The sequence below is a fragment of the Klenkia terrae genome (assembly GCF_900491935.1).
GTDB lineage: Bacteria > Actinomycetota > Actinomycetes > Mycobacteriales > Geodermatophilaceae > Klenkia > Klenkia terrae.
This window is the reverse complement of sequence record NZ_UEXK01000004.1, coordinates 4368265-4392002: the sequence shown is the minus strand read 5'-3', so window position 1 is coordinate 4392002 and position 23738 is coordinate 4368265. Positions and strand designations below refer to the sequence as shown.

The 23738-nt window shown below is 74.6% G+C and carries 16 protein-coding genes and 1 pseudogene; 10 read left to right on the top strand and 7 right to left on the bottom strand.

Annotated elements, in window-relative coordinates:
• The first annotated feature begins 35 nt into the window (after positions 1-35).
• The 3 genes from mdo (at position 36) to LFA75_RS21740 (ending at position 4141) form a co-directional block, all read left to right on the top strand.
• The gene (gene mdo / locus LFA75_RS21750) at positions 36-1328 is read left to right on the top strand and encodes an NDMA-dependent methanol dehydrogenase (RefSeq protein ID WP_225235668.1); all 1293 of its coding nucleotides are present in this window, start codon (positions 36-38) and stop codon (positions 1326-1328) included.
• A 170-nt stretch (positions 1329-1498) separates the two neighbouring features.
• Positions 1499-2626, top strand: coding sequence for an AAA family ATPase (locus tag LFA75_RS21745; RefSeq protein ID WP_455428485.1), 1128 nt, complete (start codon positions 1499-1501; stop codon positions 2624-2626).
• 12 nt (positions 2627-2638) lie between these two features.
• Positions 2639-4141 carry a VWA domain-containing protein gene (locus LFA75_RS21740; RefSeq protein ID WP_225235666.1) on the top strand — a complete coding sequence of 501 codons (1503 nt, stop codon included), beginning with the start codon at positions 2639-2641 and terminating at the stop codon, positions 4139-4141.
• A gap of 33 nt (positions 4142-4174) precedes the next feature.
• Here LFA75_RS21740 and LFA75_RS21735 read toward each other — a convergent pair whose 3' ends face one another.
• The 5 genes and pseudogenes from LFA75_RS21735 to LFA75_RS21720 all read right to left on the bottom strand — a co-directional run bounded on the left by LFA75_RS21735 (position 4175) and on the right by LFA75_RS21720 (position 8682).
• A complete protein-coding gene (locus tag LFA75_RS21735) occupies positions 4175-4822 on the bottom strand; it encodes a MadR family response regulator transcription factor (RefSeq protein ID WP_225235665.1) in 648 nt (215 codons plus the stop codon).
• The gene (locus LFA75_RS21730; RefSeq protein ID WP_225235664.1) at positions 4815-6179 is read right to left on the bottom strand and encodes a GAF domain-containing sensor histidine kinase; all 1365 of its coding nucleotides are present in this window, start codon (positions 6177-6179) and stop codon (positions 4815-4817) included. Before LFA75_RS21730 ends, LFA75_RS21735 begins: the two co-directional genes overlap by 8 nt.
• Positions 6176-7387, bottom strand: coding sequence for an iron-containing alcohol dehydrogenase (locus tag LFA75_RS21725; protein WP_225235663.1), 1212 nt, complete (start codon positions 7385-7387; stop codon positions 6176-6178). Before LFA75_RS21725 ends, LFA75_RS21730 begins: the two co-directional genes overlap by 4 nt.
• 710 nt (positions 7388-8097) lie before the next feature.
• A pseudogene (locus LFA75_RS24345) lies at positions 8098-8178 on the bottom strand (Lsr2 family DNA-binding protein); the annotation flags it as partial.
• A gap of 30 nt (positions 8179-8208) precedes the next feature.
• On the bottom strand, positions 8209-8682 hold the full coding sequence (locus LFA75_RS21720) for a hypothetical protein (protein WP_225235662.1): 474 nt from the start codon (positions 8680-8682) through the stop codon (positions 8209-8211).
• 109 nt (positions 8683-8791) lie between these two features.
• Between LFA75_RS21720 and LFA75_RS21715 the strand changes: the two genes are divergently transcribed.
• Entirely contained in the window at positions 8792-9508 is a 717-nt protein-coding gene (locus LFA75_RS21715; protein ID WP_225235661.1) for a polyamine aminopropyltransferase, read from the top strand.
• A gap of 125 nt (positions 9509-9633) precedes the next feature.
• On the opposite strand, the gene LFA75_RS21710 is transcribed toward LFA75_RS21715, so the two are convergent.
• Both LFA75_RS21710 and LFA75_RS21705 read right to left on the bottom strand, forming a co-directional pair.
• Positions 9634-10479, bottom strand: coding sequence for an SDR family NAD(P)-dependent oxidoreductase (locus tag LFA75_RS21710; protein WP_225235660.1), 846 nt, complete (start codon positions 10477-10479; stop codon positions 9634-9636).
• Positions 10476-12035: a flavin-containing monooxygenase gene (locus tag LFA75_RS21705; protein WP_225235659.1), complete on the bottom strand. Its 1560-nt coding sequence runs from the start codon at positions 12033-12035 to the stop codon at positions 10476-10478. Before LFA75_RS21705 ends, LFA75_RS21710 begins: the two co-directional genes overlap by 4 nt.
• 83 nt (positions 12036-12118) lie before the next feature.
• On the opposite strand from LFA75_RS21705, the gene LFA75_RS21700 reads away from it, so the two are divergent.
• The 6 genes from LFA75_RS21700 (at position 12119) to recD (ending at position 23734) form a co-directional block, all read left to right on the top strand.
• Entirely contained in the window at positions 12119-13342 is a 1224-nt protein-coding gene (locus LFA75_RS21700) for a PucR family transcriptional regulator (RefSeq protein ID WP_225235658.1), read from the top strand.
• A 71-nt stretch (positions 13343-13413) separates the two neighbouring features.
• Positions 13414-14436, top strand: a complete 1023-nt coding sequence (locus LFA75_RS21695; RefSeq protein ID WP_225235657.1) for an iron-siderophore ABC transporter substrate-binding protein — start codon at positions 13414-13416, stop codon at positions 14434-14436.
• A 31-nt stretch (positions 14437-14467) separates the two neighbouring features.
• Positions 14468-15343, top strand: coding sequence for a serine hydrolase domain-containing protein (locus LFA75_RS21690; protein ID WP_225235656.1), 876 nt, complete (start codon positions 14468-14470; stop codon positions 15341-15343).
• Positions 15344-15387: 44 nt separating this feature from the next.
• Positions 15388-18624: an exodeoxyribonuclease V subunit gamma gene (recC, locus tag LFA75_RS21685; protein WP_225235655.1), complete on the top strand. Its 3237-nt coding sequence runs from the start codon at positions 15388-15390 to the stop codon at positions 18622-18624.
• The gene (locus LFA75_RS21680) at positions 18621-21914 is read left to right on the top strand and encodes a UvrD-helicase domain-containing protein (protein WP_225235654.1); all 3294 of its coding nucleotides are present in this window, start codon (positions 18621-18623) and stop codon (positions 21912-21914) included. The genes recC and LFA75_RS21680 overlap by 4 nt, the downstream gene beginning before the upstream one ends.
• A complete protein-coding gene (recD, locus tag LFA75_RS21675) occupies positions 21911-23734 on the top strand; it encodes an exodeoxyribonuclease V subunit alpha (RefSeq protein ID WP_225235653.1) in 1824 nt (607 codons plus the stop codon). Before LFA75_RS21680 ends, recD begins: the two co-directional genes overlap by 4 nt.
• The last annotated feature ends 4 nt before the right edge of the window (positions 23735-23738 follow it).

Genomic DNA, 23738 nt, shown 5'->3' with positions numbered 1-23738 from the left:
ACTCCGGCACCGCTGCTGACGAGGAAGGTCCACTCATGCAGGTCGAAGAACTGCTCAAGCCGTTCCCCATCAAGGAGTTCCACCCGTTCCCGCGGGCGATGCTCGGCCCTGGCGCCCACGAGCTCATCGGGCCCGAGGCCCTCAAGCTGGGCTTCAAGAAGACCTTGATCATGACCTCGGGTCTGCGGGGCACGAACATCGTGGAGAAGATCTCCGAGTCCATGAAGTGGCACGGCCTCGACGTCGTCATCTACGACAAGGTCGAGTCCAACCCCAAGGACTACAACGTCATGGACGCGGTGAAGCTGTACCAGGAGAACGCCTGCGACAGCTTCGTGTCCATCGGCGGCGGCTCCAGCCACGACGCCTGCAAGGGCGCCCGCATCTCGGTGGCCCACGACGGCCGCAGCGTGAACGAGTTCGAGGGCTTCAACCAGTCCGAGAACCCCAAGAACCCGCCGCACATCGCGGTGTCGACCACCGCCGGCACCGGGTCGGAGACCTCCTGGGCCTACGTCATCACCGACACCACGACCGACCCGGACAACCCGCACAAGTACGTCGCCTTCGACGACACCTCGGTGGCCACGCTGGCCATCGACGACCCGGTCATGTACTACGACTGCCCCGTCGACTACACCGCCCAGTGCGGCTTCGACGTCCTCGCGCACGCCTCGGAGCCCTACGTCAGCCGGCTGAACTTCCCGCCGTCGATGGGCAACGCGCTGTACGCGGTGAAGCTCACCGCGGAGAACCTGCGGGCCGCGGTCTGGAACGGCCAGGACCTCAAGGGCCGCGAGGGCATGATGCACGCCCAGTACATCGCCGCGCAGGCCTTCAACTCCGGCGGGCTGGGCATCATCCACTCGATCAGCCACGCCGTGAGCGCCTTCTACGACACCCACCACGGTCTCAACAACGCGATCGCCCTGCCCCGGGTGTGGGCGTTCAACATGCCCACCCAGTACAAGCGGTTCGCCGAGATGGGTGCCGCCATGGGGGTGGACCCCTACGGGATGACCGACGTGCAGGCCGCCGACGCGGCCCTGGCCGCGGCGATCCGACTGCTGCGCGACGTCGGCATCACCGAGAAGTTCACCGACGTCACCGCCGACAGCTACTCCAAGAACCGGCTGGGCACCGGCCCCACCGCCTTCTACGAGAACGCCAAGGTGATCACCGGCGACGACGCCGATGTCGACCGGATCACCAACCACGTCCTCGGCGACGCCTGCACCCCGGGCAACCCGAAGGAGTGCACGTTCGAGACCGTCCGCCCGGTCGTCGAGCACTGCATGAACGGCGACCTGGACGACCTCCTCACCTGATCGACCCCGTCCAGGCCCATCCCGTCGGGGTGCCGGCCGCGAGTTGCTCCGCGGCCGGCACCCCGACGGGATGGGCCTGGACGGGGTCGATCAGNGTCGACGACGTCGCCCGCGCCTTCGCCGAGCACGGCTACGTCACCGACCGCCGACTGGCGACCACGACGTTCGTGATGAGCCGGCTGGGCAAGCCGCTGCTGCTGGAGGGACCGGCCGGGGTCGGCAAGACCGAGCTCGCCAAGACCCTCGCCCGCGCCACCGGCCGCAGGCTGCTGCGGTTGCAGTGCTACGAGGGCCAGGACGAGACCAAGGCGCTCTACGAGTGGGACTACGGCAAGCAGCTGCTCTACACCCAGATCCTGCGGGACAAGGCGGCCGAGCTGCTCACCGACACCACCTCGATGGCCGAGGCCGTGGACCGGGTGGCCGAGCAGGACAGCGCCTTCTTCTCCGAGCGGTTCCTCGCCGCCCGCCCGCTGCTGGAGGCCGTCCGCTCCCCCGAGCCCGTCGTGCTGCTCATCGACGAGGTCGACCGGGCCGACGAGGCCCTGGAGGCGGTGCTGCTGGAGATGCTCGCCGAGTACCAGGTCTCCGTCCCCGAGATCGGCACCTTCGTCGCCGAGCACGCCCCCTACGTGATCCTGACCAGCAACAACACCCGGGACCTGTCCGCTGCGCTGAAGCGGCGCTGCCTGCACCTGTTCCTGGAGTACCCCGACGCCGAGCGCGAGCTGGAGATCCTGCGCTCGAAGAAGACCGGTCTGGACGACGCTGCCGCCAGCCAGCTCGTCGACATCGTGCGCGGGCTGCGCGGGCTGGACCTCCGGAAGTCCCCGTCGATCTCGGAGACGATCGACTGGGCGCGCGTCCTGGCCGTCCTGGGCGTCACCGACCTGGACGCGGCGATCCTCGCCGACACCGTCTCGGTGGTCGCCAAGTACGAGCGCGACGTCGAGCGCTCCCGGGCGGCCCTCCCCCGGCTGGTGGACCCCAACGCCACGGTCCCCCACCCGCACGACCACGACCACGGGCATGACCACGGGCACGTCCACGACCACGGGCCGGGCACCCACCGGCACGACGAGGACACCGGAGGCAAGCAGGTCCGTGCTGCCAAGGACGTGCCCGGCCGCCACGACGAGGAGTACTACGGCCAGCGGAGCAGCGGATCCGGGGAGGGCACCGCCGGCGGTGCGCGGGAGATCCCGGCGACCACCCGGTCGGTGACCGCAGCCCAGGGCGCCCGCTCCTTCGCCAACCGCGGCGGGCCCAAGAACTCCGCCCGCCGCCGTCCGGTCTGAGCGGGCCGGCCGATGGAGGGCGCACTGCACCGGTTCATCCGGCTGCTCCGGTTGCGCGGCATGCGGATCTCGACCGCCGAGGCCGTCGACGCCTTCGCCGCAGCCGCGGCGGTCCGGGTCGGTGACCGGGACGCCCTCCGGGCGGCGCTGGGGGCCGCGCTGCTCAAGGACCGGCGGGACATCGACGTCTTCACCGACACCTACACGAAGTTCTTCGGGCTGGTCGCGGTCACCCCGGAGGACCCCGAGCACGGGCACGCCCACGACGAGCTGGTCGACGAGGGCGAGCTGACGAAGATGACCTGGTCCCAGGAGCCCGGGGCCGAACCCGAGCAGGGTCACAGCCACGGCAAGCCGATGGACATCCGGGAGTTCTTCAGGCCCGAGGACCTCACCCAGCAGTACAACCTGCACCAGGAGGCCAACAAGGTCGACCTGGCCAGCCTGACCCAGCAGATCGTGCTGTCCAGCGAGCCGGTCGGGAACCCCGACGGCCAGGAGAACGTCCAGGTCGAGGTCGGCCGCCTGCACGACCCGGGGCTCCCCGGCGACCTGGTGCGCGCCGGTGGCACCCAGCTCGACGTGGAGCTGTCGGTGGCCCAGCAGCAGGCCCTGCGGGACTGGCTGGCCAACCCCGTCGACGACCTGGACCCCGAGGTCGCCGAGGCGCTGCGCCGGCAGCTGGCCGGGATGATCGACGACCTGCCCGAGCTGCTGCAGGCGCACCTGCAGAAGCTGGCGGAGATGACCGACCTGGCCATCGAGGAACGTGAGCTGCGCAGCGCCCCGGTGCAGCGGGTCACCGAGGCCGAGCGGGCCCGCATCGAGGAGTCCCTGCGGCGGCTGGCCACCTCCCTGCACGGCGGGCTGACCCACAAGAAGCAGCGCTCCAGCCGGGGGCGGATCAACGTCAGCCGCACCATGCGGTCCAACATGAGGTACGACGGCATCCCCTTCCGCCCGGTCACCACCCGGCTGGCCGAGGACAAGCCCCGGCTCGTCGTCGTCGCCGACGTCTCGCTGTCGGTGCGGACCACCGCGCGCTTCACCCTGCACGTGGTCCACGCCCTGCAGGACCTCTTCGCCCAGGTCCGCACCTTCGCCTTCGTCGACGACGTCGTGGAGATCACCGACCTCTTCGACGAGCACCCCCTCGAGCACGCACTGGGTCTGGTGTTCGGCGGCGACGTCATCGACGTGGACGCCACCAGCGACTACGGCACCGTGTTCGCGAAGCTGGCCGCCGACCACTCCGGCGCGTTCACCCGGCGCAGCACGCTGCTGGTCCTGGGCGACGGCCGGGGCAACGGCAATGCCCCCCGGGTCGACGTCTTCGGGGACCTGGCCCGCCGGGTGCGGGAGACGATCTGGCTGACCCCCGAGCCGCGGTACTCCTGGGCGCTGGGTGGCTGCGACCTACCTGCCTACGCCGACCACTGCGACCGGGTGGAGGTCATCAGGGACATGTCCGCCCTGGAGGGGTTCGCCACCGACGTCACCACCCGGGTCGTCTGAGACAGCGGGACCCGGACCGGCGCCGCAGCCGGCTCAGATGAGGCCGAGCTTGGAGCCGGCGTAGACGGCCTCGGCGCGCCGGGAGACCGACAGCTTGCGCATCAGGTTCCCGACGTGGAACTTGGCCGTGGTGGCCGAGATGTACAGCTCCCGGCCGATGGCCGCGTTCGACAGGCCCCGGGCCAGCAGCGTCAGCACCGCCTGCTCCCGGCTGGTCAGGCCCGGGCCCGGCGACGGCGCGGTGCCCCCGGCCAGGGACCGGACCACCATGGCGGCGCTGTGGCTGTCGAAGGCCGACTCACCGCCACGCACGGCCCGGATCGCGGCGACCAGGGCCACGGCGTCGACGTCCTTGAGCACGTAGCCCCGCGCCCCGGCCTGGATGGCGCTGAGCACCAGCTGCTCGTCCAGGAAGGTCGTCACGACCAGCACGCCCGGGGCCGCCGGCTGCCGGGTCAGCTCACCGCACAGCGCCAGCCCTGCCGTGTCGGACCCGGCCGACAGCTTGAGGTCCAGCAGCACGATGTGCGGGCGTTCGAGGGCGACCAGGTCCAGCGCCTGGGCCGCGGTGGCGGCCTCCCCGACCACCTGGATGTCGCTCTCCCGCTCGAGGATCGACCGCAGGCCCTGCCGGACGATCGCGTGGTCGTCGACGACGACCAACCGGATGGGCTCAGCCATCCTGCTGCCCCGGGGGCGCTGCACGCCGCGGGATCCCGGGGCCGGCCGGGTCCGCGGGCAACCTGACCTCGACGCGGACGCCGCCCATCCGGGCGCGGGTGAACCGCAGCACGGCACCCACCTCCTGCGCCCGGGACGCCATGTTGCCCAGGCCCCGGTGCGCACCCTCGCGGGCGCCGGCCCGCAACGAGCGGCGCAGCAGCTCGGGGTCCCCGGTGCCGTCGTCGGAGACCGACAGCCGCACGCCGTCCACGCGGTAGGCCAACCGGACCGTGCACCGGGAGGCACCCGCGTGCCGGGTCACGTTGAACAGGCACTCCGCGGCGATCTTCACCAGTGCTTCCTCGGCCTGGGCCGGCACGGGGGCGGGCCGGCCCTCGACCCGGACCGCGACGGTCAGGCCGGGGACCCGGTGCTGCTCGGGCAACCTGCCCAGCAGCTCGGGCAGCCTGGACGACGCCTCGTCCAGGTGGTCGCTGGACAGGGTGTGGATGGCGGCCCGCAGTCGCTCCACGGCTTCCCGGGTCAGCGCCTTGGCGTGGCCGAGGCGCTGGTGGACCTCGCCGTGGTGCTCGACCTCGGGGCGGCACCACTCGATGGCCATCCCGGCCGACAGCACGTGCTGGGCGACGCTGTCGTGCAGCTCCCGCGCGATCCGGTGACGCTCGAGGTCCACGGCCTCGCGCCGGGCGGCGTCGTCGAGTCGTCGCTCGGCGGCGGCCAGCTCGCGGTGCCGGTCGGCCAGGTCCCGGGCCCGCTGCTCGGCCTCGGCGTAGAGCTCCTCGGTGTGCTGGCGCAGCGCCTCGGAGCCGGCCAGCAGGGAGTCGCTGAGCAGCGCGACGGCGGACTGGTTGGCCACGATCCGCAGGATGGACAGGTCCCCCGCGGTGACCGCCGGCGACGGTCCGACCCAGGCCACCAGCGCCCCGGCCTGCTCGCCGTCGATGACCAACGGCACGACCACCGCGCCGTCGTCGTCGCGGCCAGGTTCGACCCTGGGGTGGGCCAGCGCGGCCGCGACCGAGCGGCGCACCCCTCCGGGCAGGTCGTCCAGGGTCCGCACCGGAGCCCCGGCCGGGCCGCGGGCGACCAGCCGCGGAGAGGCCAGGGGCAGCGCGTCCTCGGCGAGCACGAGCACCACCCAGGCGGCGGCCAGGTGCTCGGCGGTCGCGTCGACCACGGCCTGGCACAGCGCACCGGCTCCGCGGCCGGTGGCCGACAGCACCTGGGCGATGTGGTCCAGGGACCCCAGTGCGCGGGTCAGGCTGTCGGCGCTGTGCCGGTACTCGGCGTACCAGGTGGGTTTGGACGACCGCAGCCCGGTCAGCTCGTCCAGCCCGGGCGCGACGGCGCTCACATCGCGGCCCGGAAGAGGTCGGCCACCTCGGCCTGGCTGGCGTCGCGGGGGTTGGTCGACAGGCACGCGTCGGCCAGCGCGGTCACCGACAAGGTCTCCACGTCGCTGAGCCGGACACCCAGCTGGGCCAGCCCGGACGGGCAGCCGAGGTCGGCGGCGAGGTCGGTGACCGCGTCGGCGGCGGCCTCGGCGGCCGCCGAGGCGGTCATGCCCGTGGTGTCGATGCCGAGGGCACGGGCAACGGCGGCGAACCGGTCCGGGGCGGTGCGGGCGTTGAACCGGATGACGTGCGGGAGCAGGACCCCGTTCACCACGCCGTGCGGCAGGTCCAGCAGGCCCCCGACCTGGTGGCTCATCGCGTGGGTCGCACCCAGGATGGCGTTGGTGAACGCCAGCCCGGCCTCCAGGCTGGCCTGGGCCATGGCGGTGCGGGCGGCCGTGTCGTCGCGGTGGGTGAGGGTCCGTCGCAGGGAGCCGGCGATGAGCTCGACGGCGTGCAGGGCGTGCACGTCGGTCAACGGCCCGGAGGCCCGGGACACGTAGGCCTCGACCGCGTGGGTGAGGGCGTCCAGCCCGGTCGCGGCGGCCAGGTCGTCCGGCATCGTGGTGAGCAGGCGGGGGTCGGTGAGGGAGATGTCGGGCACCAGTGCCCGGCCGATGAGGGTGGCCTTGACCCGTCGGGCGGTGTCGGTGATGACCGCGAACTGGGACACGTCGGCGCCGGTGCCGGCCGTGGTCGGGCACATCACGGTCGGCGGGATGGCCGCGGTGACCCGGTCGACGCCCTCGTAGTCCAGGATCCGCCCCCCGTTGCTGGCGACCACGGCGATGGCCTTGGCGGCGTCGATCACCGAGCCGCCGCCCAGGCCGATGATGACGTCGCAGCCGCCGTGCAGGTAGGCCTCGACCCCCTCGGCCACCTCGTGATCCTTGGGGTTGGGGGTCATGTCCTGCCACCCGGTGGCCGTGAGACCGACACCGGCCAGGTGCTCGGTCAGCTCCCGTGCCCAGCCGGCCCGGGCCACGCCCTCGTCGGTCACCACGAAGGGCCGCCGTGCACCCAGCCGGCGGGCCGCGAACCCCGCCTCGGACAAGGCACCCCACCCGAAGACCACCTCGGGCACCAGGTACTTCGTGAACGCGCCCCGTGCCGACGCCGGCACCCCGCGCCCACCGACTGGTCCCCGGGCCCGCTCGGCATCGACCACCCCGGGAGCACCGCTCGCCGGGGACGCGGCTGGATCGACCACGATGCCGTGCACCCGTCACCTCCAGGCCGACGTCTGCGGAGCCCGACCGTAGCTGCCCGGACCGCCCCCGTGGTGATCGGCGTCACGATGGTGCAACGGTCCCGGTGACGCGCGGACCTCGCGGCTGTGCGTCGACGCCGACGGCGCGCGGACGACGCTCGAGCAGCTGTCGGCCCTCGTGGAGCGGTTCACCCCGGCCGACGCCGCCCTCGACGCTCGGGCGCTGTTCCGGCGTCCTCACCGCGACCTGGACGTCGGCGACCCGCCCGACGTGCCGCGGCCCGCACGGGACGGTTCGAGCTGGTCGACCACGAGAAGGCCGTCTGCTCGGAGCCCGCCATCGACATCGTCACCGGTCGCGGCATCGATGCCGCCGGTCGCTCGGTGCTCGTCCGGACGGACCCGCACGTCAGCACCGTGCTGCCGCCGGACGCGGTGGGCTGAGCTGCTGGCCGGTTGCCTCCGAGCTGCGACGGACGTCGAAGCCGCGCGCCTCCCTCACGAGGCACCATCAGGAGGGGCGGTTCGGGCTTCGCGGTGCCCGATCCCCGACCGGCCACAGACCGACCCCTGCGGTTCGCGAGCCGGGGTGTTGCTGCGACCGGCTCGTCAGGGACTCCCACAGGATCAGGGGGTGCGCCTGTTCGTCTGGGATGCGGAGTGGGCGCTCAGGCATGTTGCTGCAGGTAGGCGCGGAACACGTCTGCGGACAACCGCCCCCGATCGCTGACTTCCCATCCCTGGGTTCGAGCCCAGGTATCCCGCCGGTATCCCGCTGGTCAGCCCCTGCGGCCGGGCCCTTCAGCTCGTGCCGTGGCCCTGCCCGACAGCCACAGGCGGTCCAGGCGCCCGGTCGAACGGACGAGGTCGGCCAGGGCCTTCTCCAGCTCGGCCTTCTTCGGCTTCTCGGCCAGCAGGGTCTGCACGTCCTCGATCGAGCACCGCAGCTGGAACAGCCGGTCCTGCAAGCCATCCATCTCGGACTCGGTGACCAGGACGGTGCCCGGCGGCAGGTCCAGCTCCGCCGTGGTCGACCGGTGCTCGTAGGCGCTCTGCCGGCAGGACTGCCCGCAGTACAGCCTGGGCCGGCCGGCCGTGGTGTGCGGCGGGAGGACGGTGCGGCACCAGCCGCAGCGCCGTTCCTGCCCACCGACCCGGACCTGCTGCCGGGCGCGCTGGTCCCGGGCGCGAGCACCCCGCGCCCCGGACAGGTCCTCGGGTCCCATCCCGGGCACCGTCAGCTGGTCGGCCATCGCCTGGAACGTAGTCAGCGCGCGGCGGCCCCGCGGCGCCGGGTGGCGGTGAGGGTCAGGCCGCCAGCCGCGACCAGCAGCACCGACGTCCACGGAGGACAGTGCCCCCATGAGCGTGCGGTTCGAGGAGCTGGCCTGGAGTCCCACGCCGATCGGCGAGGTCTCCCTCCGGCGCCGCCGTGACCCGGCGACCGGGATCGACGTCTACGAGGTCAAGCTCGGCGACGAGTACCTGATGTCGTCGATGTTCACGGTGGCCGAGATCGAGGTGGCCCGGCTCGCGCTGGCCCGCGTCGACGGTCCGGCGCTCGACGTGGCGGTGGGCGGGCTGGGTCTGGGCTTCACCGCCCAGGCGGTGCTGGCCGACCAGCGGGTGCGGGAGCTGCTGGTCGTGGACCTGCTCGAGCCGGTCATCAGCTGGCACCAGCGCGGCCTGGTCCCGGTCGGGCCGGTGCTGACCGCCGATCCGCGCTGCCGGCTGGTGCACGGCGACTTCTTCGCGATGGCCGACGGCGCCGGCTTCGACCCAGACCGGCCTGGCCGCACCTACGACGCGGTGGTCGTCGACATCGACCACTCCCCCCGGCACGTGCTGGCCGACGACAACGCCTCCTTCTACGGTGCAGCCGGCGTCCAGTGGCTGGCCGCGCACCTGCGACCGGGCGGCGTCTTCTCGCTGTGGTCGAACGATCCCCCCGACGAGGCGTACCTGGCCGTCCTGTCGGGCGCCTTCGTCGACGTCGTCGCCGAGGTCGTCAGCTTCGCCAACCCGCTGCAGGACCGCCCGGCCACCAACACCGTCTACCTGGCCACCAACGCGACCTGACGCCCCGGGCCGACACCCGACCACCGGGCCTGGCGAGCGTCCGGCACGACCGCGGACGGCGCCGCTGACCCCGACGGCACGGTGCCGGCCCACCTGGAGCCGGGAGCCCCCTGCGGGTGACCGGGTCAGGGCTTGGCGTACCGCCCTGCGGCCCGGGCGACCAGCGCCGGGTAGCGCCCCGGCAGCAGCCGGACCAGCAGGTCCACGGCCTTGGCGTCCCGCCCGACCAGCATCCGCGACCGGTTGGCCTCCACGCCGTCCACGACGATGCGTGCTGCCTGCTCGGGCGGCATGCGCAGCAGCTTGTCGTTGTAGGCCCGGCGGGTGGCCTCCTCGGCCGGCGTGACCACAGCGCCCTGGGCCTGCGCGTGGTCGAACGCGGCGTTCGCGATGTTGGTCTTGACCCCGCCGGGGTGGACGACGGAGACCTGCACCGGGTGGCCACCGGTGATCATCTCGACCCGGAGGCTCTCGGTGAACCCGCGGACGGCGAACTTGCTGGCCGCGTAGGCGCTCATCCCGCCCTGCCCCATGAACCCGTTCAGGCTGGACAGGTTGACCACGTGGCCGTCGCCGGAGGCGATCAGGTGCGGCAGGAACGCCTTGGTGCCGTGGATGACGTCGAACAGGTTGATCCCCAGCACCCGGTCGTAGTCGACGAGGTCGTTGTCCAGCACGGCGCCGGACCCGGCCACCCCGGCGTTGTTGTACAGCTGGTGGACCACGCCGTGCTGCGCGACCACCTCGGCAGCGTAGGCCGCGACGGCGTCGCGGTCGGCGACGTCCAGCCGGGCGGTGTGCGCCTGCCCGCCGAGGGCCCGGACGCGCTCCGCGGTCTCCGCCAGCCCGGTCTCGGCGACGTCGGACAGGGCCAACCGGGCACCCCGCCCGGCAAGCTCGAGGGCCAGGGCGCGGCCGATGCCCGACCCCGCGCCGGTGACGACGGCGACCTTGCCGCGGACGTTGCTCATCGTGTCTCCTCCGTCGAGGTGGGGCCTGCACCACGGCCGGTGGAGGCGGTGACCAGGTCGTGCAGCGCGGCCGAGGACGTCAGCCGCAGCTCGGGGTCGGTGACGTCGGCGTCCCGCAGCAGCGCGACGTCGTCGGCGTAGTCCATCGACGTCAGCCACGGCTTGCGGTCGCCCTGGCGCGGGAGACCACCGATCGCGCGCTGCACGTAGCCCGCGCCGAAGTCCAGGAACGACCGGGTGGGCATGTCCGGGTCGGCCGGCACCGGGACGGCGGTGTCCTGGCCGGTGGCCTCCATGTGGGCCAGCAACCGGGTGAAGTGCTCGCAGAGCAGCCCGACCTTCAGCGTCCAGGAGGAGTTGGTGTAGCCGATCGCGTAGGCGAAGTTCGGCACCCCGGACAGCATCATGCCCTTGAACGCGAGGGTGTCGGACAGGTCCACCGGCTCGCCGTCGACGGTGATCGCGATGCCGCCGAAGACCAGCACGTTCAACCCGGTGGCGGTGACGACGACGTCGGCGTCCAGGTGCCGCCCGGACTCCAGCGCGATGCCCGTCGGGTCCACGGTGGCGATGCGGTCGGTGACCATCTCGACGTCCCCGGCGCGGATGGCGCGGAACAGGTCCCCGTTCGGGACGGCGCACAGCCGCTGGTCCCACGGGTCGTAGGGCGGGTTGAAGTGCGTGTCGACGTCGTAGCCCTCGGGCAGCTGCTTGACGTTGATCGAGCGGATCACCTTGCGGGCCCTGGCCGGGAACCGCTGGCAGAACGTGTAGATCAGGCGCTGCTGGGCGATGTTCTTGCGCCGGGTGAGGGCGTAGCCACGCTCGTCGCCGAACCAGCGCCTCAGCTTGGCACCCAGCGCGTCCTCCCGCGGCACCGGCAGCACGTAGGTGGGGGTGCGCTGCAGGATCGTCACGGAGGCTGCGTCGGCGGCGATCGAGGGCGCGATGGTGACGGCGGTGGCGCCGCTGCCGATGACGACCACCCGCTTGCCGGTGACGTCGAGGTCGGCCGGCCAGTGCTGGGGGTGCACGACCTGCCCGGCGAAGTCCACGAGGCCCGGCAGGTCGGGGGTGTAGCCGGCGTCGTAGCGGTAGTAGCCGCCGGCGCAGAAGACCCAGCCGGCGGTGAGCTGGTGGACCTCGCCGGTGTCGGTGTGCTCGACGTCGACGGTCCAGCGGGCATCCGCGCTGGACCAGGCGACGGCGACGACCTTGCGGCGGTACCGGATGTGCGCGTCCAGGCCGTTCTCGGTCGCCGTCTCCCGCAGGTAGGCCAGGATCTTCGGGGCGTCGGCGATGGACTGCCGGTCCCGCCACGGCTTGAACTCGTAGCCGAACGTCGACAGGTCCGAGTCCGAGCGGATGCCGGGGTACCGGAACAGGTCCCAGGTGCCCCCGGAGGCGTCCCGGGCCTCGAGGATCGCGAACGTCGTCCCGGGGCGCTCGGTGGTCAGGTACCGGCCGGCGCCGATCCCGGACAGGCCGGCGCCCAGGACCAGGACGTCGAGGTGCTCGAGGGGTGTGCCGGTCGCGTCGTCGCCGTCGGTGCTCACCGGTCCATCCTGCGGTGCCGCGCGACGCCGGGCACAGCGCAGCACGCACCACATCGGCGCCGGGGATGGTGCACGCTGCTGCGGTGACCACCCGGGAGACGTTGTCCGGACCGGCCCGCGAGCTGATGCGCCGGGCCGCCGAGCAGCTGCTGGACCCGGCGGCGACCTGGGCGGAGGACCTGCACGCCGCGGCCCTGTCCGGGGAGCTCATGCGCCCGATCACCGAGGACCCGGTGCTGGCCGCGGGCACCCGGCGGGCGAACCTGTCCAACCTCCGGCACTGGGCGGCCGCCACCGTCGCCGACCCGGGCGGCCGCGTGCCGCCCAACACCGGGGCCGAGATGCTGGAGACCAGCCGGGACATGGTGCGCCGCGGTCTGGACGCCCGCGGGCTGGATGCGTTCCGGCGCGGGCAGGACGTGGCCTGGCGCCGCTGGATGGACGTCTGCTTCGGCCTCACCGACGACCCGCAGCTGCTGCGCGAGGTGCTCGAGGTCTCCGCGGTGTCGGTGACCGCGTTCGTCGAGGACACCCTGGCCGCGGTGATGGCCCAGATGGCCCGCGAGCACGTCGAGCTCACCCACGGCGCCTCGGCCGACCGGCGGGCCACGGTCACGCTGCTGCTGGAGGGCGCGCCGATCCCGCTCGCCCGGGCCGAGGCACGGTTGGGCTACGGCCTGTCCGGGGCGCACACCGCGGCGGTGGTCTGGGCGGTCGGCGCCGACGCCCGACCCGCGCAGGTCGAGGCCGTCGCCGAGGCCGTCGCGCGGGCGGCGGGCGTTACCCGACGACTCACCGTCGTGGCCAGCGCCGCGTCCTCGTGGCTGTGGCTGCCGACCGACGTACTCCCCCGGGCCACCGACCTGGCCCCGGCGCTGGCGGCCGCCCCCGGCGTCCAGGTCGCCCTGGGCCGGCCGGGCCGCGGGGTCGAGGGCTTCCGGCGCAGCCATCTGGACGCCGCCACGACGCAGCGGATGCTGGCCCGGCCGGGCGTGGGGCAGCAGCTGGCCTCCTACGACGACGTCCAGCTCGCCGCCCTGCTCACCGGGGAGGGGGCGCAGGTCGAGGAATTCCTCACCGACACCCTGGGCGGGCTGCTGCACGCCGACGAGGACACCCAGGCCACCGTGCTGACCTACGTCCGCTCGCTGGGCAGCACGACCGCCACCGCCCACGCCCTGTTCACCCACCGCAACACCGTGCTGCGGCGGCTGTCCCGGGCCGACGAGCTGCTGCCCCGTCCCCTCGCCGAGCACGCGGTGGCCGTCGCGGCCGCGTTGGACCTGCTGCGCTGGCGCCGCCCCTGACCGGTGCGGGGGTGATCGCCGGCACATGGATAGTCTCCCAGAGTCAGGTAAGCCTTACCTCAGGAGATCCCGTGTCACCTTCGCCCCAGCGCGCCCTCGTGCTCGCCGCCGCCTCTGCCCTGGTGCTCGCCGGCTGCGGCGCCTCCGACGAGCCGGCCGCGACCGCGGGCTCGGACTCCTCGTCCGCGTCGTCCTTCCCGTTGACCATCGAGCACGCGCTCGGCGAGACCGTGATCGAGGAGGAGCCGACCCGGGTGGTCACCTGGGGCTTCAGCGACGCGGACGCCGTCCTGGCCCTCGGCGTGGTCCCGGTGGCCATGCCCACCGTCACCTACGGCGCGAACGCCGACGGGGTGCTGCCCTGGATCCAGGACGCCGTCGACGAAGCGGTGGCCGGTGGCGCCGAGCCGCCCGTGCTGCTGCCCGACAGCGCCGAGGTCCCCTTCGAGGCGATCGCCGCAGCAGCGCCGGACGTCATCCTGGCCACCTACTCCGGCCTCACGCAGGAGGAGTACGACACCCTCGCCGACATCGCCCCGACGGTCGCCTACGCCGACCAGCCGTGGACGACGCCGTGGCGCGACGTCGTCACCGGCGTGGGTGCGGCCCTGGGACGCGAGGAGCAGGCGGCCGAGCTGGTGGCCGACACCGACCAGCTGATCGCCGACGCCGCCGCCGCCCACCCCGAGCTGGCCGGCGCCACCGTGGCCGCCGTCTCGGACTTCGGCGGCACGTTCTACGTCTACGAGGGCGCCGACCCGCGGGTCGAGTTCCTCACCGACCTGGGCCTGCAGGTCGCCCCCAGCGTCGGGGAGCTGTCCACCGGCCAGTCCAGCTTCTACTACGAGCTCAGCTACGAGGCGCTGTCCGACCTGAGCAGCGACGTCCTGCTCACCTACTCCGAGGACCAGGCCGCGCTCGACACCTTCCTGTCCTCGCCCCAGGCCCAGACCATGGCCCAGGTCGTGGAGGGCCGGGTCGCTCCCGTGGTCGGGGCCGACAAGGTGTCCGCGGTCTCCCCGCCGACCGTCCTGTCCCTGACCTACAGCCTGGACGACACCGTCGCGGCGCTGTCCGCCGCGCTGGCTGCGTGACTTCCCCGGTGGCGGGCCACAGGTCCCGGCGGTGACCGACGCCCAGGACGTCCTGGACCAGCTGGTCCAGGACGTCCGGGACGACGGGTTCGGCGCCCACGCGGTGCACGTCCGCACCCGGACCGGCACGGCCGCGCACGCGTGGAGCCCCGACGTCCGCCGGGACGTGCACTCGATCGCCAAGGGCGTGTGCGTCCTGGCGGTCGGGATGGCGTGCGACGAGGGCCTGTTCGACGTCGACGCCCCCGTCGGCGACTTCCTGCCCGACGTGGCGCTGGGGTCAGGCGTCGACGCGGTGACCACCAGGCACCTGCTGACCATGACCAGCGGCATCGACCTGCCGTGGTCGGCGACCCTGCTGACGGACTGGCCCGACCTCGCCCGCGAGTTCCTCGGCCGGCCGACCGCCGGACGGGTCTTCCAGTACTCCAACGCCAGCACCTACACCTCCGTGCGCGCGCTGGCGGCGGTCGTCGGCGACGTCCACACCTGGCTGCAGCCGCGGCTCTTCGGGCCCCTGGGCATCCACGACGCCACCTGGGAACGCTGCCCCCTCGGCCACGTCGCCGGTGGCGGCGGCCTGCACCTGACCACCGCCGAGCTCGCCCGGGTCGGCCAGCTGATCGCCGACGGCGGCACCTGGGGTGGACGCACCCTGGTCTCGCGGCGGTGGACCGATGCGATGCACTCGGACTGGGTCCACCGGGACGCCGGCCCCGGGTACACCCGCTACGCCCTCGCCGGGTGGGGCGGACCCGGCGCCGCCTGGCGGCTGCACGGGGCCCACGGCCAGCTCCTGGTCTTCCACGACCGGGACGTCGTGACCGTCACCGCCGACGACCACGCCGGCGCCGACCGGATGGCCGCCCGCGCCGCCGCCGCCCTGGAGCGCCTGGGCAGCAGCTGAGCGGGCACCGCAGTTCTGTCGGTGGCCTCCGGTAGACAGACCACGTGCTGCATCTCCACCGTGCCGAGCGGACCTCGCAGCTCGCCGCGTCCCTCGCCGGCGTGCTGTCGACGCCGCTGGACGACCCGTTCGCCGAGGAGGTCGTGGCGGTGCCGGCCAAGGGCGTGGAGCGCTGGCTGGCCCAGCGGCTGTCCACCCTCCTGGGCACCGGGGGCCGGCAGGACGGCATCTGCTCCGGCGTCCGCTTCCCGTCGGCCGCGCGGCTGGTCGACGAGGCGGTCGCCGGCGCCTCCGGCACCGACCCCCGGGAGGACGCCTGGGCGCACCCCGTCTGGCCGTTGCTGCAGGTCGTGGACGGCGCGCTCGGCGAGCCGTGGCTGGCGGTGCTGGCCCGCCACCTGGGCCACGGCACCACCGGGGACGACGCCCGGCACGGCCGCCGCTGGGCGGCCGCCGCGCACCTGGCCGACCTGTACCGCTCCTACGCCGACCACCGGCCGACGATGCTCACCGACTGGGCAGCCGGCCGGGACACCGACGGCGAGCAGCCGTTGGCCGAGGACCTGCGGTGGCAGGCCGAGCTGTACCGCCGGCTGCGCGGCGAGCTGGGCCCCGGTCCCGCCGAGCGGCTCGCCGAGGCGTGCGCGGTCCTGCGCGGCGACCCGCGGTGCGTGGACCTCCCCGCGCGGGTCAACCTGTTCGGCCCCACCCGGCTGTCCACGCGGTCCCTCGCGGTCCTCGACGCGCTGGCCGAGCACCGCGACGTGCACCTGTGGCTGCCGCACCCCAGCCCGGCCCTCTGGTCCGAGCTGTCCGGCCGCTCCGCCACCCACCGCCGCAGCGACGACACCGCCACCGTGCCCACCCACCCGCTGCTGCGCAGCCTGGCCCGCGACGTCCGGGAGCTGCAGCTGCGGCTGCCCGCGCACACCGACCAGCACCACCCCGAGCCGGCCGGCGCCCCGGGCACGATGCTGGGCCGCCTGCAGGACGACCTCCGCGCCGACCGCCCGCCGGTCGCCTCCGGCGCCGTCGACGACTCCCTCCGGGTGCACGCCTGCCACGGCCCGGCCCGCCAGGTCGAGGTGCTCCGGGAGGTGCTGCTGCGGCTGTTCCAGGACGACCCGACCCTGGAGCCCCGCGACGTGCTCGTGCTCTGCCCCGACGTCGAGACCTTCGCCCCGCTGGTGTCGGCGACCTTCGGCCTGGGGCCGGACCTGCCGCACCCCGGGAACGCCCTGCGCGTGCGGCTGGCCGACCGCAGCCTGCGGGCCACCAACCCGCTGCTGGACACCGTCGCCGTCATGCTCCAGCTCGCGCACGGCCGGGTGACCGCCAGCCAGGTCCTCGACCTGGCCGCCAGCCCCGGGGTCCGGCGGCTGTTCGCCTTCACCGACGAGGACCTCGAGCGGGTCCGCGACTGGGTGGCCCGCTCCGGCGTCCGCTGGGGCCTGGACACCGGCACCCGCGCCGGGTACGGCCTGGGCGGGGTCCCGCAGAACACCTGGCAGGCCGGGCTGGACCGGGTGCTGCTGGGCGTCACGACGTCGGAGGACCAGCCGGTCTGGCTGGACCGGGCCCTCCCCCTCGACGACGTCGACAGCAGCGACGTGGACCTGACCGGCCGCCTGGCCGAGCTGGTCGACCGCCTGGACCAGGTGCTCGACTCCCTCAGCGGCGAGCACCCCGTGGCGCACTGGCTGAGCTCCCTGCTGGAGGCGCTGGAGCTGCTCACCGCCACCGACCCGGCCGACGCCTGGCAGCTGTCGCAGGCCCGCCGGGAGCTGGCCGAGGCCTTCGAGGGCGGGCACGGCCTGCTGCGCACCGCCGACGTGCGCGCCCTCCTGGCCGGCCGGCTCGCCGGTCGCCCCACCCGGGCCAACTTCCGGACCGGGAACCTCACCGTCTGCACGTTGGTGCCGATGCGGTCGGTGCCGCACCGGGTGGTCGTGCTGCTCGGCATGGACGACGGCGTGTTCCCGCGGGCCGGCGGCATCGACGGCGACGACGTGCTGGCCCGCGACCCCCGGATCGGCGAGCGGGACGTGCGCAGCGAGGACCGCCAGCTGCTGCTGGACGCGCTCTGCTCGGCGCAGGAGCGGGTGCTGGTGTTCTGCACCGGTGCCGACCCGGTGAGCGGCGCCGCCCGCCCACCGGCGGTCCCGGTCGGCGAGCTGCTCGACGTGCTCGGCGTGATGACCGGCGGCGACCGGGAGGAGCTGGTCGTCCGGCACCCGCTCCAGCCCTTCGACCCGCGCTCGTTCACCGGGCCGGTCCCGGCCAGCTTCGACCCCGTCGGCCTGGCCGGCGCTCGCCGGGCCGTGCGCGTCCGGGAGCCCGAACCACCCCGCACGCCCCTGCCCCCGCGGACAGGTCCGGTCGCGTTGGCCGACCTGGTGTCCTTCGTCGAGCACCCGGTCCGCGCCTACCTGCGGCAGCGTCTGCAGATCACCCTGCCCGGCGAGGACGACGAGGTCGACGACGCCCTCGCCGCCTCGCTCGACGCCCTCCAGGAGTGGGCCGTCGGCGACCGGCTGCTGCGGGCCGGGCTGGCCGGTCTGCCCGCGGCCGACGCCGAGCACAGCGAGTGGCTGCGCGGCACCCTCCCCCCGGGTGCGCTGGGCACCGCGGTGCTGACCAAGGTCGGCGGTCAGGTCGCCCCCGTGGTCCGGGCTGCCGGTCCGCTGCTGCAGGTGCCTGCCCGCACCGTCGACGTCCGGCTGTCGGTGGGCGGCCGCGAGCTGGCCGGCACCGTGAACGGCGTCCGCGACGGCGCCGTGGTGTCGGTGACCTACTCGAACCTGGCCGCCAAGCACCGCGCCCGGGCCTGGGTCCACGCCCTGGCGCTGGCCGCCGTCGAGGGCACCGGGCGGGCGGTGACCGTCGGCCGACGGCGGGCGGGGGTGCGGACCTCGCAGCTGACCGCACCGGCCGACCCCGTCGCCGTGCTCGCGGACCTGCTGGACCTCTACGACCTGGGCACCTGCGAGCCGCTGCCGCTGAGCCCCAAGGTGTCCGAGGGCTACGCCGCGCGCCGGGCCGTGGGCGAGGACGTCGATGCCGCGCTCGACGGCGTCGCCCGGGACTGGGACGGCGGGCAGTTCCCCGGGGAGGCCGCCGACCGCCACCACGTGCACGTGTGGGGCGACGCCGTCCCGTTCACCACCTGGAGCGCGGCACCGCCCGGCCCCGACGAGCGATGGCCCGGCGAGACGACCCGGTTCGGCGTCCTGGCCCGCCGCTTCTGGACCCCCCTGCTCAGCGCCGAGGTGATGTCGTGAGCACCGCCCCGTCCCCGTCCGCGGGGTTCGACGTCTGCGGCGACCTGCCCGCCGGGACGACCGTGCTGGAGGCCAGTGCCGGCACCGGCAAGACCTTCACCATCGCCGCGCTGACCACCAGGTTCGTCGCCGAGGGCCACGCCGACCTGTCCGAGATCATGTTGGTCACCTTCGGCAACGCGGCCTCCCGCGAGCTGCGCGACCGGGTCCGCGAACGCATGGTCTCCGCCGAGGCCGGTCTCCGGGACCCCGCCGCCGCACGTGCGTCCGAGGACTCCGTGCTCAGGCTGCTCGCGCCCGGCCCCGCCGCCGAGGTCGCCCACCGCCGGGACCGGCTGGTGCGGGCCCTGGCCGGGTTCGACGCGGCCACCATCGCCACCACGCACTCGTTCTGCTCCCAGATGCTCGCCGGGCTCGGCATCGTCGCCGACGCGGACCCCTCGGCCACGTTCACCGAGGACATCGACGACCTGGTGCAGGAGGTCGCGGGCGACCTGTACGTCCGCGGTTTCGCCCCGGCCGGCCAGGGCGCACCGCCGTTCGTCGACCACGCGAAGTTCCTCGAGCTGGGGCGCAGCGCGGTCGGCAGCGACCGGCAGGCCCGGCTGGAACCCGCCGCCGACACCGGCGTCCCCGGCCGGCGACGGGCCGCCGCGCAGGCCGTGCGCGACGAGGTGGAGCGGCGCAAACGGCGGCTGGGCCTGGTCGACTACGACGACTGGCTGACCCTGCTGCGCGACGCCCTCGCCGATCCCGACCACGGGCCGGTCGCCTGCCGACGGGTGCGCGACCGCTACCGCGTGGTCATGGTCGACGAGTTCCAGGACACCGACCCCGTGCAGTGGGAGGTGCTCTCCCGCGCCTTCCACGGGCACACCACGCTGGTCCTCATCGGTGACCCGAAGCAGGCGGTCTACGGCTTCCGCGGCGGGGACGTGACCACCTACCTCACCGCGGCCGGGGTAGCGGACCGCCAGGAGACCCTCGACGTGAACTGGCGCAGCGACCAGCGCCTGGTGAGCGCCCTGGACCGGGTGCTGGGCGGGGTGGCGCTGGGCGACCCGCGGATCGTCGTCCGGCCGGTCGGCTCGGCGCACCCGGACGACCGGCTCACCGACGCCGGTGCCCCCCTGCGGCTGCGCCGCCTGCTGCGCCGGGGCCACGGGCCCACCTTCACGGGCGGGCTGCCCAAGCTCGACCGGCTGCGGACCGCGGTCGCCGCCGACGTCGCCGCCGACGTGGTCGGCATGCTCTCCGGCCCGGCCCGGCTGGAGGGGCGGCCGGTGGCGCCCGGTGACGTGGCGGTGCTCGTGCGCACCAACAAGCAGGGCCACCTGGTGCGGGAGGCCCTCGGGGCCGTCGGGGTGCCCGCGGTGATGGCCGGCGGCGGCAGCGTCTTCGGCACGGCCGCGGCCCGGGCCTGGCTGGTGCTGCTGGAGGCCCTCGAGCAGCCGCACCGCGCCGGCCGGGTGCGGGCCGCCGCGCTGACGGTGTTCCTGCCCGTCGACGAGGCCACCCTCGACGCCCGCGGCGACGCGCTCACCGACGAGCTCGGCCCCCGGCTGCGCCGCTGGGCCGACCTGCTCGCCGACCGGGGTGTGGCCGCGTTCGCCGAGGTGCTCACCGCCGAGCAGGGCCTGCCCGCCCGGGTGCTGGCCCGCCCGGACGGCGAGCGCGTGCTGACCGACCTCCGGCACGTCGGCCAGGTGCTGCACGCTGCAGCGCTGCGGGAGTCCCTCGGCCTGACCGCGCTGGTGGAGTGGCTGCGCCGGCGGATCGCCCGGGCCGACGTCGAGGGCACCGAGGAGCGCAGCCGCCGGCTGGAGTCCGACGCCGCCGCGGTGCAGGTGATGACCGTGCACGTCAGCAAGGGTCTGGAGTTCCCGGTCGTCTACGTCCCGTTCGGCTGGGACCGCTGGGTGCCCCGCTCGCCCGACGTGCTGCGGCTGCACGACGCCGCCGGCGCCCGGGTGCTGCACGTCGGCGGCCCGGCGTCGGCCGACCACGCGTCCGCGCGGGCACAGCACGACGACGAGGAGTTCGGCGAGGACCTCCGGCTGCTCTACGTCGCGCTCACCCGGGCGGCTTGCCAGGTCGTCGCGCACTGGGCACCCAGCGCGAACACCGGGTCCGCCCCGCTGCACCGCCTGCTGCTGGGGGGCGCGCCCGCCGGCGTCCAGCCCGCCACCACCGTCCCGGTGCCCCCCGACGACGTCGTCGCCTCGCGGCTGGACGCCCTCGCCCGGGAGTCCGCCGGTCTGGTGAGCGTCGCCGAGGTGGGCCGTGCGAGCTCGGAGGTCTGGTCGTCGGGCCCTGACCACACCGCCGAGCTGTCGGTCAGCACCTTCACCCGCACGCTGGACGAGGAGTGGCGGCGCACCTCCTACAGCTCGCTGACCCGGGACGCGCACGACGCCGCCCACGAGTCGCAGCTGGCCAGCGAGCCCGAGGTCACCGGCACCGACGACGAGCGCGACGACACCGCAGCGCTCCCGGTGGTCACCGCCCCCGACGGCCTGCCCTCCCCGCTGGGCGCGCTGCCCGGCGGGGCCGCCTTCGGCACGCTGGTGCACGCGGTGCTCGAGCAGCCCGACCACGTCGACCTCGAGCAGCGCTGCGCCGAGGCGGTGGCCCGGTTCCTGGTCCCGGGCGTCGCCGCCGGCCCGCTGGCCGAGGCGCTGCGCCCGGTGCTGGACACCCCGCTGGACGACGCCGGCACCGCCCTGGCCACCGTGCCCGCCGCCGACCGGCTGGCCGAGCTGGACTTCGAGCTGCCGCTGGCCGGCGGCGACCACGCCGTCCCGCACGCCACGCTGGCCGACGTGGTCGAGCTGCTGCGCCGGTACGACCTCGGCCCGGTCCAGGGCTACGCGGAGCTGCTGGCCACCCTGGAGCCGCAGTCGCTGCGCGGGTTCCTGACCGGCAGCATCGACGCCGTGCTCCGGCTGACCGGCCCGGACGGGCCGACGTACACGGTGGTGGACTACAAGACCAACCGGCTCGGCCCCGAACCGCTGACCACCGGGCACTACCGGGAGTCGGCGATGGCCGCGGAGATGCAGTCGACGCACTACGTCCTGCAGGCGTTGCTGTACTCCGCGGCGCTGCACCGCTTCCTGCGCTGGCGGCAGCGGGACTACGACCCCGCCCGCCACCTGGGCCCGGTGCTGTACCTCTTCGTCCGGGGCATGGCCGGGCCGCAGGCCGAGCCGGGCGCCGGCGTGTTCACCTGGCAGCCGCCGACCGCCCTCGTGACCGACCTGTCCGATCTGCTGGCAGGCCGGCCGTGATCCCGGTCCGCGCCACCGGCCTGCTGCACACGTTCGCCGAGGCGGGCGTGCTCGCCGCCGCCGACGTCCACGTCGCCCTGCGCCTGGCCCGCCTCGGCGGCGAGGCCGACGAGACCGTGCTGCTGGCCGCCGCGCTCGCCGTCCGCGGCGTGCGCACCGGATCGGTCTGCGTCGAGCTGGCCACGGTCGCCGACACCGTCGCGCCCGCCGACGACCTCGACGGCGCTCTCGACGGCGATCCCGCCGACGGCGAGCTGGACGGGGTCGGCACGGCCGTCGAGGTGACCGAGCTGCCGTGGCCCGCCGACTGGTCGGCCGTCGGGCGGAGCCCCGTCGTCGCCGTCGGCGTCGACGCGGCCTGGCGCCCGCTGCGGTGGGTCGACGGGCTGCTCTACCTGGACCGGTACTGGCAGCAGGAGCAGCTGGTCCGCCACGAGCTCGACGCGCGGGCAGCCCAGCCACCACCGGCCGTGGACCTGGCGCCGCTGGGCACGCTGTTCGCCGAGCCGGGCTCGGACCGGCAGCGGCTGGCCGCCGCGGTCGCCGCCGGCCGGTGGGTCAGCGTGATCACCGGCGGCCCGGGCACCGGCAAGACCCACACGGTGGCGCGGCTGCTCAAGCTGCTGGTGGACCAGCCCGGCCCTCCCCCGCGGATCGCCCTGGCCGCACCGACGGGCAAGGCCGCGGCCAGGCTGCAGGAGTCCGTCCGGGCCCAGGCCGCCGCCATCGGGCTCCCGGTCGACCTGACGGCCTCCACCCTGCACCGGCTGCTGGGCTGGCGACCGGACAGCCGCAGCCGGTTCCGGCACGACGCCGCCGACCGGCTCCCCTTCGACGTGGTCGTGGTCGACGAGTCCTCGATGGTGCCGCTGACGCTCATGGCCCGGTTGCTGGAGGCGGTACGGCCCAGCGCCCGCCTGGTTCTGGTCGGGGACCCCGACCAGCTCACCCCGGTGGAGGCCGGTGCCGTGCTCAGCGACCTGGTGCACCGCCCGCCGGCCGCCGTGCCGCCGGTGCCCGGGCTCCTGGACTCCAACGTCGACGACCTGGACGACGACGAGCGGCGCCAGCTGGCCAACGGCGTCGTCCGGCTGCGGGACTCGCACCGCTTCGGGGCGGGCATCGGTGCCCTGGCCGAGGCCATCCGCACCGGGGACGCCGACGAGACGGTCCGCCTGCTGGCCGCCGGCGGTGCCCTGGGTCGCGGTGAGGACACCGACGAGCTGGAGGCCGTGGTCCGCAGCAGCGGGGCCGAGATGTTCGCCGCGGCCGCTGACGGGGACCGGGTCACCGCGCTCGGCCTGCTCGGCGGGCACCGCCTGCTGTGCGCGCACCGCCAGGGCCCGTTCGGGGTCGCGGCGTGGAACGAGCAGCTCAGCCGCTGGACCCGGCCGGCCGGTGGCCCGGCATCCGGCGGCTGGTACCCCGGGCAGCCGCTGCTGATCACCGCCAACGACTACGACAACCAGCTCTTCAACGGCGACACCGGCGTCGTGGTGGTCGGCGAGGACGGGCTCGCCGCGGCGTTCGCGCGCGGCCCCTCCACCGAGGCGATCCCGCTGTCCCGGCTCTCGTCGGTCACGACCGCCCACGCGCTGACCGTGCACCGCAGCCAGGGCAGCCAGTACGAGGCGGTGACGGTGCTGCTGCCGCCGCCGTCCTCGCCGCTGCTGACCCGCGAGCTGCTCTACACAGCCGTGACGCGGGCCGTCCACCGCGTGCGCGTGGTGGGGAGCGAGGAGTCGGTGCGGGCAGCGGTCGGGCGGCAGGTCGTCCGGGCCAGCGGCCTGCGCCGACCGGTGGGCGCAGGCCCCGGGTGAGCGA

Bases quoted from the DNA above. Each gene is read 5' to 3' on its own strand.
- mdo (WP_225235668.1), top strand. From the start codon at position 36: ATGCAGGTCGAAGAACTGCTCAAGCCGTTCCCCATCAAGGAGTTCCAC.
- LFA75_RS21745 (WP_455428485.1), top strand. From the start codon at position 1,499: ATGAGCCGGCTGGGCAAGCCGCTGCTGCTGGAGGGACCGGCCGGGGTC.
- LFA75_RS21740 (WP_225235666.1), top strand. From the start codon at position 2,639: ATGGAGGGCGCACTGCACCGGTTCATCCGGCTGCTCCGGTTGCGCGGC.
- LFA75_RS21735 (WP_225235665.1), bottom strand. From the start codon at position 4,822: ATGGCTGAGCCCATCCGGTTGGTCGTCGTCGACGACCACGCGATCGTC.
- LFA75_RS21720 (WP_225235662.1), bottom strand. From the start codon at position 8,682: ATGGCCGACCAGCTGACGGTGCCCGGGATGGGACCCGAGGACCTGTCC.
- LFA75_RS21715 (WP_225235661.1), top strand. From the start codon at position 8,792: ATGAGCGTGCGGTTCGAGGAGCTGGCCTGGAGTCCCACGCCGATCGGC.
- LFA75_RS21710 (WP_225235660.1), bottom strand. From the start codon at position 10,479: ATGAGCAACGTCCGCGGCAAGGTCGCCGTCGTCACCGGCGCGGGGTCG.